At 46.2% G+C, this 12,237-nt stretch carries 16 protein-coding genes; 2 read left to right on the plus strand and 14 right to left on the minus strand.

The window, feature by feature from the left end:
• Positions 1–6: 6 nt before the first annotated feature.
• The 10 genes from zipA to ccmA form a co-directional block, all read right to left on the minus strand.
• Positions 7–1,056 carry a cell division protein ZipA gene (gene zipA, locus ACIGBN_RS13425; RefSeq protein WP_396666004.1) on the minus strand — a complete coding sequence of 350 codons (1,050 nt, stop codon included), beginning with the start codon at positions 1,054–1,056 and terminating at the stop codon, positions 7–9.
• A gap of 65 nt (positions 1,057–1,121) precedes the next feature.
• Positions 1,122–2,318, minus strand: coding sequence for a tetratricopeptide repeat protein (locus tag ACIGBN_RS13430; protein WP_396666006.1), 1,197 nt, complete (start codon positions 2,316–2,318; stop codon positions 1,122–1,124).
• Entirely contained in the window at positions 2,315–2,728 is a 414-nt protein-coding gene (locus ACIGBN_RS13435) for a cytochrome c-type biogenesis protein CcmH (protein WP_396666008.1), read from the minus strand. Before ACIGBN_RS13435 ends, ACIGBN_RS13430 begins: the two co-directional genes overlap by 4 nt.
• Positions 2,725–3,234: a DsbE family thiol:disulfide interchange protein gene (locus tag ACIGBN_RS13440; RefSeq protein ID WP_341565142.1), complete on the minus strand. Its 510-nt coding sequence runs from the start codon at positions 3,232–3,234 to the stop codon at positions 2,725–2,727. Before ACIGBN_RS13440 ends, ACIGBN_RS13435 begins: the two co-directional genes overlap by 4 nt.
• Positions 3,227–5,173 (minus strand): heme lyase CcmF/NrfE family subunit, encoded by a 1,947-nt coding sequence (locus tag ACIGBN_RS13445; protein WP_396666010.1) that lies wholly within the window; start codon positions 5,171–5,173, stop codon positions 3,227–3,229. Before ACIGBN_RS13445 ends, ACIGBN_RS13440 begins: the two co-directional genes overlap by 8 nt.
• Before the next feature lie 6 nt (positions 5,174–5,179).
• Positions 5,180–5,644 carry a cytochrome c maturation protein CcmE gene (gene ccmE / locus ACIGBN_RS13450; RefSeq protein ID WP_133004141.1) on the minus strand — a complete coding sequence of 155 codons (465 nt, stop codon included), beginning with the start codon at positions 5,642–5,644 and terminating at the stop codon, positions 5,180–5,182.
• A complete protein-coding gene (ccmD, locus tag ACIGBN_RS13455) occupies positions 5,644–5,820 on the minus strand; it encodes a heme exporter protein CcmD (RefSeq protein WP_133004142.1) in 177 nt (58 codons plus the stop codon). Before ccmD ends, ccmE begins: the two co-directional genes overlap by 1 nt.
• Positions 5,810–6,556: a heme ABC transporter permease gene (locus ACIGBN_RS13460; protein WP_396666012.1), complete on the minus strand. Its 747-nt coding sequence runs from the start codon at positions 6,554–6,556 to the stop codon at positions 5,810–5,812. Before ACIGBN_RS13460 ends, ccmD begins: the two co-directional genes overlap by 11 nt.
• Positions 6,556–7,218 carry a heme exporter protein CcmB gene (gene ccmB / locus ACIGBN_RS13465; protein WP_133004144.1) on the minus strand — a complete coding sequence of 221 codons (663 nt, stop codon included), beginning with the start codon at positions 7,216–7,218 and terminating at the stop codon, positions 6,556–6,558. Before ccmB ends, ACIGBN_RS13460 begins: the two co-directional genes overlap by 1 nt.
• Positions 7,215–7,829, minus strand: coding sequence for a cytochrome c biogenesis heme-transporting ATPase CcmA (gene ccmA, locus ACIGBN_RS13470; RefSeq protein ID WP_396666014.1), 615 nt, complete (start codon positions 7,827–7,829; stop codon positions 7,215–7,217). The genes ccmB and ccmA overlap by 4 nt, the downstream gene beginning before the upstream one ends.
• Before the next feature lie 119 nt (positions 7,830–7,948).
• Here ccmA and ACIGBN_RS13475 point away from each other — a divergent pair, with 119 nt between their 5' ends.
• Both ACIGBN_RS13475 and ACIGBN_RS13480 read left to right on the plus strand, forming a co-directional pair.
• The gene (locus ACIGBN_RS13475) at positions 7,949–9,313 is read left to right on the plus strand and encodes a flagellar hook-length control protein FliK (RefSeq protein ID WP_341565139.1); all 1,365 of its coding nucleotides are present in this window, start codon (positions 7,949–7,951) and stop codon (positions 9,311–9,313) included.
• Positions 9,313–9,567 (plus strand): EscU/YscU/HrcU family type III secretion system export apparatus switch protein, encoded by a 255-nt coding sequence (locus tag ACIGBN_RS13480; protein WP_133004147.1) that lies wholly within the window; start codon positions 9,313–9,315, stop codon positions 9,565–9,567. Before ACIGBN_RS13475 ends, ACIGBN_RS13480 begins: the two co-directional genes overlap by 1 nt.
• A 26-nt stretch (positions 9,568–9,593) precedes the next feature.
• Here ACIGBN_RS13480 and ACIGBN_RS13485 read toward each other — a convergent pair whose 3' ends face one another.
• From ACIGBN_RS13485 to ACIGBN_RS13500, 4 genes are all read right to left on the minus strand, one after another.
• Positions 9,594–9,998, minus strand: a complete 405-nt coding sequence (locus ACIGBN_RS13485) for a DUF2802 domain-containing protein (protein WP_133004148.1) — start codon at positions 9,996–9,998, stop codon at positions 9,594–9,596.
• A 21-nt stretch (positions 9,999–10,019) separates the two neighbouring features.
• The gene (locus ACIGBN_RS13490; RefSeq protein ID WP_243712054.1) at positions 10,020–10,463 is read right to left on the minus strand and encodes a chemotaxis protein CheW; all 444 of its coding nucleotides are present in this window, start codon (positions 10,461–10,463) and stop codon (positions 10,020–10,022) included.
• Positions 10,464–10,551: 88 nt separating this feature from the next.
• Complete coding sequence (locus ACIGBN_RS13495; RefSeq protein WP_396666017.1) at positions 10,552–11,439, minus strand: chemotaxis protein CheW; 888 nt, start codon at positions 11,437–11,439, stop codon at positions 10,552–10,554.
• Between the two features lie 9 nt (positions 11,440–11,448).
• Entirely contained in the window at positions 11,449–12,222 is a 774-nt protein-coding gene (locus ACIGBN_RS13500) for a ParA family protein (RefSeq protein WP_133004150.1), read from the minus strand.
• Positions 12,223–12,237: the final 15 nt, after the last annotated feature.

Here is a 12,237-nt window from a genome sequence, read left to right on the forward strand (position 1 = left end):
AAAAGATTAAGGTTTGTGCTTCATCAAGCGCCGACGTTCAAAGTCACGTATTCGCTGACGGCAGTGCGCAATGGTTTGCTCACTCATTGGGCTACGACGCTCATCGCGTAATTCACCACCTAGATTACGCACTAATGCTTGCGCTGTTTCCAACATAAAATCAAACGCTTTCATGCTGTTTTTCGGCCCAGGTAATCCCATGAAGAAACTCACACCAGGGCAATCCCCTTCGCCCATAGTGTCAAGATCAAAGGTACCTGGCTCAATGGCGTTGGCCATGCTGAATTGCACACGCCCACGGTCAAACCCTTCTTCGTGACGGTGGAAAATATCCATATCGCCAAAACGCATACCGCAATTAAGGACTAACTGCAGCAGCTCAATACCGGAAAAAGTTTTGCCTTCTGGCGCAAAAATATTAATCACAATGACTTCTTCGATTTCCGCGGCGTCATCGTTGTCTGAGTCGCTTTCATCCAAATCGTAGCCATTGCCTTGCGGCGTGATTTGGTCGACATCAACACTAGAATAATCACGTTCATAATCCGTGTCGTCCGCCGTTTCATGAACGTCGTCATGGCCGATATCTAGATCATCAAACTCATCATTACGCGTCTCTGACTGATACTCATCAAGCGGTTCGTCTGCGTAGTTTTGCTCAGTATAACGCCCTGAATCTTCTTCCCGATCCGGCACAAGTGAGGCCAGCTCATCAAGATGCAGATTCTCATCACGCTCTAATGTCGGACCAGAATCCACCTTATGAGGTAGATCGGCAAGCGGAGCATTGACTGTTTGACGGGCATTTTCAAAGGCGTTCGTAATCGGGTTTGACGTTTGACGTTTCGCTTCACCAACAGGACGCGCGCCACCATTTGGCAGCTCTCGTCTCACCATGGCTTCACGCGCCAACTCTTCAGGATCAACGAAGTCATCGTCGTCATCATCTTGGCTGAATTGTTGGCCTTTTTTATATCGACGAAATCCATCTATTAGTATTGCCACAATAATGACAACACCAATTAAGATTAGCCACTCACGCAAGCTAAATTCCATTGCATTTTTCCGAATTAGATCAATAAAGTTAACGCTATTATCAAACGAAGCGCCTTAGGATTCAATTATAAGGTCACATTGATTGCATAAATCGCCTTAGTGTTTGAAGGTACGGCTTTTTTTATACCGATTACCTGACCTTTTGTCAGGTCTTTTGCGATAATCTTCGATAGTTTTACAACAAGATCAACATTCCCGACGTCTTCTAACGATTGTTTTGACATTAGATTATCAAGATTCGTTAAGATCACAGGTCGATTTAAGTCTTGAGGGTAAACACGTCGTATTGCCACCGGCATGTTTGATCCTGGCGCCAGCGCATAGACCAACAAGACGTCGTCCGAATGCCATTGTATTTTGCTTTTATCCCAGATCACTCGAAGGGCAATTTGACGAGTAACTAACGCTGGGACCTGCTGATAACTAATGCCGCCTGCTTGTCGCGCACTTTGAATGGCGCCTAACAAAGTCTGTCTCTCAAGGGCATTATCATTGTATCGAGCGGCATCTTGCCACGTTAACACCGCTTTCAGATAAGCCTTATGATCAAACGCCGCTACCCCTTTCAAGCCTAACGCCGTGGCATTTTTAGGCTCCAGTACCAAAACCTTATCGACCACCTTTTCCATTTCAGGACTGCTTACATTGCCATTGTTATAAAAAATGGCTTGTGCGTATCTCACCAATACTTCCGCTTGGTCTGCGCTGCCTTCAGGAAGTTTCACAAGCGCGGCTTGAAAAGCCCCCATCGCTTGAGCATATTCCCCTGAAGACATGAAATCATTCGCCAGATAATACCAATCTTCCGCTCGATCATAGCGCTCGCTTCGGTACTTCAAAAAATCCAGGGTCATTTTTGGCGTCGTGTTTTTGGCAGCCAGCGCCTGAGAAAAAGCCACGTCTTTGGCATAACCCAACGACTGATAGAGAGTCACACTCCCTAAGCTGACTAAAACAAAAATGCCTAACAGGGTATATTTTGTCGAGACGAGGTTGGGCAAAAACGAACGATGACGAGGCACAAACTCATCCATTGACTGAGCGTGCTGCGTTTCGCTCTCTAAATCCTTCAACAAGGCCTCAGCTTCTTGACCAGTCAAACGTCCAACTTCTTGTTCATTGGCGATTTCTTCGCTACGAATAGCAGCAAAACTGTCCGCCTTTTCGCCATCATCATTGGCAAGATTTTTCTGTAGAGAAACAAAAAAATACACTAGGCTTGCCGCTATCATCAATGCCATTACGAGCCACAGCAGTATCATAATGCTTTCCCCGCTCTGCGTTTCTTATTGCGATACACCACCCCTGCAAACACCACCAAACCGATAATCAAAAATGCCGCAGGCCCTACCCATAAAATAGACGTTGCCGCAGAATATTTTGGTCGATATAAAACAAAGTCACCGTAACGAGCCACCATATAATCGACTATTTCCTGGTCTGTTTTACCTTGTTCGATCATCTCATGAATTTGTATTCTCAAATCCTTGGCGATGCCTGCTTGAGAATCGGCTAAATCTTGGTTTTGGCATTTAGGACAACGCAGCTCTTTTGCCAAAGACTGAAAACGAGTCTGATTCAACTCAGAACTAAACGTCATCAAGGTGTCTGCAAACAAATAAGAAGACAGCATAAAAGCCATCATCAGACACGCGAGTTTTATCAGTTTCATTTTAAATAGCCTTTCATTTCTTGCCACACCCTATCGTCCAATGCGCCCTGATAACGGTAAACAATAATCCCTTTACTGTTCACCACAAACGTCTCGGGGGCGCCAGTCACTCCCATGTCGACCCCGAACTTGCCCAATTCATCGGTCAGCACCCATTGATAAGGGTTGCCCTTGGTCGCGAGCCACTGCTGAGCTTTATGCTTGTCGTCTTTGTAATCGATACCGACAATAGGAATGCCTTGCTTAGCCAACGTTCTTAAATAGGCGTGTTCCATTTCACAAGTCGGACACCAAGTAGCCCAAAAATTCAGCAAGTACGCTTGTTTAGGCAAGCTGGTCTGGTCTTGGACGGTATCCGTTTGCAAAGAAACGAGTCTAAAGTCAGGCACAGGCTTACCAATCAAGGCCGAAGGCATGTATTCAGGATTGGTGCCCAATTGCTTGTACAACACACTCCCTAAGCCAATAAAAACGATAAATGGGAGAAAAACGAGCAATTTACGCATTATTACCTCTCACCGTTTTACGGTAGCGTTTGTCTAAAGCAGACAACAAGCCGCCACACATCATCATCAAACCACCTAGCCAAATCCAGCGCACAAATGCTTTCACATAAAGACGAATGCCCCACGCTTCTCCTGATAATTTTTCCCCTAGGGAAACATAAAGATCTCGGGTAAATCCGGCGTCCAATCCCGCTTCTGTCATTATCTGTCGGCTGGTCGAATAAAAACGTTTTTCAGGCTGTAGTAAGGCCACAAAATCACCGTTTTTAGACACTGATATAACGCCACGATCTGCCAGGTAATTCGGCCCTTTCAAATGAGAAATACCATCAAAATGAAAGTCGTAGCCTGCAAACGACACCGACTCCCCTGGTGACAATTTAACCGTCGACTCATGGCTGCTGGTGCTGACCAACAGAATGCCAATAAGCGTTACCACCATACCCAGATGGGCAATCATCATTCCGTAATAATTTCGAGGTAATTGTCTCGCCCTAGGGATAATACCCTTGGTTCCCGCAGACACCTTCACAAACCAATCTTTGGCGATCAGCAACGCCGACCATAGGGCAACACTTAAGGTGAGCCAAGCCATCATCCCTAAGGTATAAACATAACTCAGCAGGCCAGCCACAACGATCGCCAACACCGCCGGCAACAGAATCGCATTCAGCAACAATGATGCCTTTGTATGATGCCATTTAGAGAAGGGGCCAATCGCCATAAACACAATCAGCAGCAGAGCAATCGGAGAAAACACAGTATTAAAATACGGTGCCCCCACTGAAATTCGCCCTAACCCCAACACATCGAAAATCAGTGGGTATAAGGTGCCTAATAAAACAGTCAGCGTCAGTACAGTTAGCAAGATATTGTTGAACAACAACCAAGCTTCACGCCCCGTAACACCGAAGGTGGCACTGGCTCGGACCTGGCTCGCTCGCAGTCCATAAAGCAATAAGCTGCCACCAATCAAGATCACCAACAACATCAGAATATAGATGCCACGAGTTGGGTCAGCGGCAAAGGCGTGCACCGAGGTCAGCACGCCAGATCTCACCAAAAAGGTGCCCAATAAGGACAAACTAAACGTAAAAATAGCCAGTAATACGGTCCAGCTTTTAAACACCCCGCGCTTTTCTGTCACCGCCAATGAATGCACAAGCGCCGTGCCCGCTAACCAAGGCATAAAGGAGGCATTTTCTACTGGGTCCCAAAACCACCAACCGCCCCAGCCAAGTTCGTAATACGCCCACCAACTGCCTAAAGTGATACCGAGCGTTAAAAACGCCCAAGATAATGAGGTCCAAGGCCTTGTCCAGCGCGCCCAAGAAGCATTGAGGTTACCAGTGATCAAGGCAGCAATAGCAAAGGCAAAGGCCACCGAAAAGCCCACATACCCCATGTAGAGCATGGGTGGGTGAATAATCAGTCCAATATCTTGCAACAAGGGGTTTAAATCGCGGCCATCCAGCGGGGCATCGGGTAACGCTCTCACAAAAGGCGAGGAGGTAAACAGCATGAAGGACAAAAAGCCCAATGACACGATTCCTAATACGCTCAATACCACGGGGCCGACATCTTTTGGCAAAGAAACACTTTTCAATGCGACCGCCGAACTCCACCCTGATAAGATCAATATCCACAGCAAAAGCGAGCCTTCATGCCCTCCCCACAGAGCACTAAACTTATACCAAATAGGCAGCTGACTGTTTGAATTTTGGCTGACGTACAAGACAGAAAAATCGTCCGTCATAAACGACAGAGCCAGCACCAAAAAACTTACCAGAACAAAAAACGACATCAGGTAAGTCAGTGGGCGCGCGGTATGCAGTAGCACTCTGTTTTTTTGCCAATAGCCAATTAAGGGAACAACCGACAGACAAAGCGAGAAGAACAACGCCAGTATTAATGCAAAGTGTCCAATTTCGGGAATCATAAAAGCCTAACGTTCAAGAGTAGATGAGGAAGTAGGATTGGTTTGTTGCTGCGCTTTTTCTAACGCCTCTGTCACTTCTGGTGGCATGTATTTTTCATCGTGCTTAGCCAGCACTTGGGACGCAGAAAACACACCATTACTGAGCATTTTCCCTTGGGCAACTATGCCTTGGCCTTCGCGGAATAAATCAGGGAGTATGCCTTGGTATTGGATCTGCACAGAATGCTTAAAATCGGTGACGGCAAAGGTGACAGCCAGTGTATTGGCATCGCGCTTTACGCTGCCTTTTACAACCATACCGCCTGCGCGTATCGTCGTATTTTCAGGCGCTTCGCCTAGCGCAATCTGGGTCGGTGAATAAAATAAGTTAATGTTTTGCTGAAGCGCATACAGAACCAAACCAAGAGCGGCACTGAGAATAAAAAGAATAACAGCAAGCGTAATAAGGCGCTTTTTTCGGATGGCGTGCACTAGGAATCAGACTCTCTTAAATAACGTTTTTTTAGTTGTCGAATCACCTTGCGGCGACCCTGGACAGTATTCAATATCAAGCTTGCCAAGATCAACAAAACCAAGCCGTAAGTTGACCACACAAACGCCCCATGAGTTCCCATTGTCAGGAAATCAGCCAGACTATTAAACGCCATGATTCATCACCTTTTCCTTCACCCATTGAGTACGACGCTCACGCAACAGAATCTCAGATTGCATACGCCACATCACAAGCCCAGCCACTAAGCAATAAAACCCAATAACGGCGATCAGTAAGGGCAGCCACATCTCCATCGGCATCGCAGGTTTTTCGGTCAAACTAAACGACGCTGGTTGATGTAATGTGTTCCACCAGTTCACCGAGTACTTAATAATCGGCAAATTGATCAGCCCAAGCACACTGACAATCGCCGTTGCTTGGTTGGCTAAAGCCGCGTCCTCTAAGGTGTTTTGCAGGGCAATAATACCCATATATAAGAGGAACAAAACAAGAACAGAGGTCAGCCGTGCATCCCACACCCACCAAGTGCCCCATGTTGGCTTGCCCCAAATAGCCCCTGACAATAACGCAATGGCGGCCATCGCGGCACCAATCGGCGCCATCGACTTGATGAATATGGGCGCCATTTTCATTTGCCAAACCAAATACACAAAACCCGCAACCCCCAAAGAGAGGTAGCAAGACTCTGCCAACACGGCGGCCGGAACATGCAGATAAATAATTCGATAAGTGTCGCCCTGCTGGTAATCGGTCGGTGCAAAACCTAAGCCCCACCCAACGCCAACCAACATCGCCAGTAAACCCATAGAAAATACGGGCAAAGCCCACTTACTAGACCATTGGTAAAACCATTTAGGCGACCCTAATTTATGAAACCAGATCCAGTTCATTAACGCACACTCGCTTTAATACACAAAGAAGTCATCACTGGCGACACCACCAGCGCTAATAATGAAATAGCCCCCAACAACGCTAACAAACCACCATAAGGTAAACCAAGCTGCATCGCTTTAATCGCCGCTGTTGAGAAAATAATAATCGGGAAATAGAAAGGCAGTATCAGTAATACCATCAACATAGCCCCCTGCCTTAACGATACGGTCAGAGCGGCACCGATGCTGCCAATCAGAAACAACCCAGGCGTACCGAGCAACAAAGTGGCGAGTAGCATAAACAGGCTATCCGATGGCAAAAACAGCATCTGTGCAAACACTGGTGTTAGCAATAACAAGGGAAGCATCATGGCCCCCCAATAAACGCCCACCTTGATTAAGATCAGCCAAGGCAATGACAAACCACTCACAATCAGCTGAGTTAATGTGCCATCCAAGTAGCTTTCTTTGTACATACTTTCGACAGAAATCACCACAGACAAGGCGGCAGCACACCAGATAATACCACCTGCAACAGGCGATAAAAACTCAGCAGAAGGGTCAATCCCTAACGGAAACAACACCACCACCATCACAAAAAAAAGCAAGGCATTTACAACACGTTGTTTGGTGTAAAAAAGCGCTAAGCATTCGGCTTTGAAAAACGAAAAATAGGTCACGGCGACAATTCCACTTGCAAATATGGAAGGTTCGTTAAGGGTAAATGCGAGGCCAAAATAATCATGCCGCCCGATGCCACATGAGCCGCCATTTTTTCTTCCAATAAACCAATTAAAGTCTGATCCAAAGCCGTAAAGGGCTCATCCAGTAACCAAATTTGTTTTTCCGATAACCAGAGGCGAGCCAATGCGACTCGTCGTACTTGCCCCGCTGACAGAGCTTGCAACTGAGTCTCAGAAAACGCGGCTAAGGATAACCTTGTTAGCACCTGCTCGATCTTATCCTGGGTACAATCTGGCGCATACCAACGTAGGTTTTCAAGCACGCTGAGCGCGCTATTCAACCCAGCAGAGTGAGCAATATAGAGCACATTATTAAGAAAACGATGACGTCCCTGCGCCAAGGATTCACCATTAAATGTCATGCTGCCACTCAATATTGGCAGCAAACCTAAAAGCGCTTTGAAAAACGTACTTTTACCCGCACCATTTGCCCCGGTGATATGAACAAGGTCACCCGATCGAGCAGAAAAAGACAATCCATTCAGCAGATCGCTTTCTCCTCGTTCAACCCATAAATCTGATATGGTTAAAGTAGCAACAGAATGCAAAAGATATGTCCATGTGGGCCGATAAAATAATAAGCGCCGCTTAATCGCATTGAAGCAAGCGCTAAAACGTCTTCATTATATGTGAAACGTCTTAAAATAACGAACGAGCGGAATGCAGAATGATTCCTGATATCAAAAGCACCAACCATCAAGCTCTATCAAATAAGGCGCCTTCAAGCTTAACTGCGCAGACCGGCACCATCAGCCAATTGCAAAGTGAAATCAAATTAATCAAAGAGTTAAGCCTGATACGGGTTCAAGGCAGCGAGACCTTATCCTTTCAAGGAAAACCCGCCCAACTGCTGAGTGTAACAACAAGCCAGCAACAGCCAATTACCTTGATCAATACTGGCCCAAGAATAGCCGTTGACGGTCAACAAACCGCCACACTCACACGCGCAGCGCAAAACCAAGCCAGCTTAACGTTCTCGGATAACAAACCAAATGGCGTAAACAGCACAATCAATAACCTCAGTGTTGCGTCACGCATGATCACCTTAACGACTTTAGCGGCCTCAACCAACAGCAATGGCAGTCATCTAACGCAAGTTTCTGATGGACACAATCAGTTTCAAATCGCCAGCCAAACACCTCTGCAACCAGGCGAAAAAATTCGAGTTCTGCTCGATGCAAACAATCAGCTGCAAGTCATCCCAAGTAAACTGGCAACAACACCACCACAAATTGATGCTTTAAAACAAAGTTTACCTCAGCAATTGTCAGCACCTGAAATGGCTCAACTGATCAAGCAGTTGCAGGCCATCCATAATGCCTCACCGGCGTCCTTATCTCCTCAATCACAACGGGCGCTTGCTCAGTTAATCCAAAGCCTGCCCGCCCTAGAGCAACTCACTCAATCTCCTGACGCTATGAAGCAAGCGATTCAAACCAGCGGCCAATTTTCTGAATCCTTATTAAAAAACACCAATGCAGCCGCTCTGAATACAGACCTTAAGATGAACCTAACTCGATTGGAGAACGCGACCAATGACTCGCTGAGCCAACGTTCTTCCAACTTCCCAACCGAACAAGTCGCCAACGCTATTGAACGAATCACCACAAACCAATTGCGGCATTTTTCAGACCTTAATCAGGTCAATGCGCAAACGTACCCCTTGTACATAGAACTGCCGATCAAGGACCACCAGAACACCAGTCTAGTGCAATTACAAATAGATCAAGAGGCACAAGATGACAACGCACAGGATCATGAACGACGCTGGTTAGTAAAACTTAACTTTGATTTTGAAGAAACAGGACGATTCGAGGCAAGGGCCGGAATTCAGGAAAATAAAGTCGGCATCTTATTTGCCGCCGAAGACGCAGTAACAATAGCAGCTATCAAACACCAAATGGCAGACTTGAAACAACAGCTTATTGAGAAGAATATTGAAGTACAAAGGCTCGACGTGTTTCAGACAACGTTGTCAGAAGATAAGCTAAAAAGCCCTACTCAAACCTCGTTAATCGATGTGAGGACCTAATGAAAAAAGCCGTCGCTCTGAAGTATGACTACAGCCTAGCCCCAACCATTGCCGCCAAAGGCTCTGGTTATTTAGCGGAACGTATCATGGCGGTTGCCAAAGAGAATGATGTGGTGCTTCACCAAAGCCCTGAGCTAGTCGAGATGTTAAGCACTCTTGAGCTCGGTGAAGAAATTCCGGAAGCATTATATCTAGCGGTCGCCGAGATTATTGCCTTTGCCCATAATATTAAAAATAACTGGCCACAAAACTAAAATCCAAAAATGGCGAGACGCGTTAATTAATGGTAATCAGAGTTATGTCGTGACTCTTTTTTCAATAGGCTAATCAACTCAGCCTCGGCTCGTATTAAGCCACATTTAGACACAAGGTCGTCGATCGTTGCGCCCATTTCTAACAGCTCCATGGCACGATTATAAGAAACGCTGCCTTCTTTCGAAAGAAGTTCGGACTGCCTTTCAACCGCCATGTTTAGTTTTTTCTCAATGGCCACCAAACGTCGTCCCATGCCAATCGAACCTGATGCCAATACCTGCACCTGTTTCTTTTGGTTCACCGTTTCATTTTGGTGCTGAATATTCATCTGTTTAATGCGCTTCGATAAACGCATCGCCCACACCGCCAATGCCAATAACATGACAAATTGCAGAATGAGCAGAAGGTTAAATAACCATTGAGATTCCATTGGGTGCTGCTACCTTCGAACTTACATTGAGCCTATTTCAGACCATTCATCTTCAGAAAGAAGTTTATCAAGGTCCACTAAAATAAGCAGGGTATCATTTTTATGGCACACACCTTGAATAAATTTCGATGCTTCATCATTACCGACATTTGGTGTCACTTCTATTTCTGACTGGCGTAAGTACACCACTTCAGAAACCGCGTCCACTAAGATCCCAACGACATGCCCTTCTACTTCTAAGATCATGATGCGAGTGGTGTCAGTGATTTCGCCTGAAGGCAAATCAAATCGCTGACAAGTGTCCATTACGGTCACCACAGTCCCACGCAAATGAATGATACCAAGAACAAAGCTCGGTGCGCCCGGTACCGGTGCAATATCGGTATAACGCAACACCTCTTTGACCTGCATAACATTGACGCCGTAGGTTTCATTTTCCAATCGAAACGTCACCCATTGCAACATTGGGTCTTCTGCTTGCTTAGACTCTTTTAGTGCTCTACCTGTTGTTGTCACACTCATTCCTCAAGATCATCAAACAATTAATACACTGTTATTTAAGCGGCTTTTTAAAGCCATTATCTGGATCATCTAACAATTCAATAAACCCTTGTACGTCCAGTATGGCACACATGTGGTCGATCACAGTGCCCGCCAACCAGGGTCTTTTGCTTCTATCACTACGCCATTTCACTTGTGATGGCTGCAAAGAAATTGCCTCTGCAACTCGCTCACACCCTAATGACCAGTCGGATCGATCGAGCTGAATCACAAATTTAAAATGCTCTTTGAGCTCGCCTTTATAATGATTCGGCATAACCCAACGGGCGGTGTCCACACAGCGTAGATTAAAATCTCCCACATTAGCAACACCCATAAACCAATCTGGCTGACCAAAAATAGACGTTAACTTCTCATCGCTGCTTTGGAAAATACCGCCAAGTTCAATCAATGGCACTGCCATTTTTAAACCGCCGACATAAAACAGTAAGCATTCAAAACGTCCGGTTGCCCAAGGCAAAGGTTCTGTTTTTGCAACGCTAGTACGCAATTCTGGCTCTGGCTCTGGCTCTGGCTCTGGCTCTGGCTCTGGCTCTGGCTCTGGCTCTGGCTCTGGCTCTGGCTCTGGCTCTGGCTCTGGCTCTGGCTCATTAACAGTGTCAGCGTCTTGTTCGCTCACTGGCAAGCGTTCATCCGGCATATTGGCGATGGCGGCTTCAAAATCCGCAAAGGAAGCATCTATCGAATGATCAAGATGGTCGTCTGACGGTTCCTCTTCTAATAATACGTCGTCATCAGACCCAGCCGTATTGTCTGTAGCTTGATCATTTACCTCAGCCGGCGACTCATCAATGGTCGCTTCTTGTAGTAAATCATCTAAATAGCGCTGCACCGCAAGCTGCGGAGCAATCATACTGTCTTTCGTTTTCGTCTCTTTCATAACCCTGGTCTAATCCGCCGGATTCAGTAAGGTGCTCATAAGACTCTCATAAGCTTTCACGCCCCGAGCATTCGCGTCCAATGCTGACGGAGCAACCCCTGCCGTACTCGCATCTCTTAATTTTGTGTCTACAGGAATCACAGAATGCCAGACCAATTCATCGTAGGTATCTTTCAAGCTACGTAAGCTTTTATTGGATGCCTGGGTTCTTCTATCAAACAAGGTTGGCACGATAATATACGGTACCGGACGCTTTCTCGCACGATTGATCATCGTCAGCGTACGAACCATTCGCTCTAAGCCTTTTATCGCCAAAAACTCTGTTTGTACTGGTATCACCAACTTTTGACAAGCCGCCAACGCATTGATCATCAACACACCCAGTACCGGTGGGCTATCGATCAAGACATAATCGTAATCGTCCCATAAAATGGCCAGAGTTTTAGACATCACCAAGCCCATACCACCTTGGGCTTGAGCATGACGCTCAAGCGTTGCAAGTGCCGTCGAGGATGGCAACAATGATAAATTCGGATGGCCTGTTTCTAAAATAAGCTGTCCAGGTAGGCTATTAGGGATTTTGCCATTTACCTGAAAAAGGTCATAAGCACTGTGCTCTATAGAATCTGGATCAAAGCGAAAATAACTGGTTAATGAGCCATGTGGATCCAAATCGATCATTAATACTCTGTTTCCGGCATCTGCCAATAGGCCAGCTAAGGAAACCACTGTTGTGGTTTTGCCTACCCCTCCCTTTTGATTTGCCACTGCCCAAATGTGCACTCTGAGTCCCCTGAG

This window comes from Marinomonas sp. NPDC078689 (genome assembly GCF_044542435.1).
Lineage (GTDB): Bacteria > Pseudomonadota > Gammaproteobacteria > Pseudomonadales > Marinomonadaceae > Marinomonas > Marinomonas arenicola.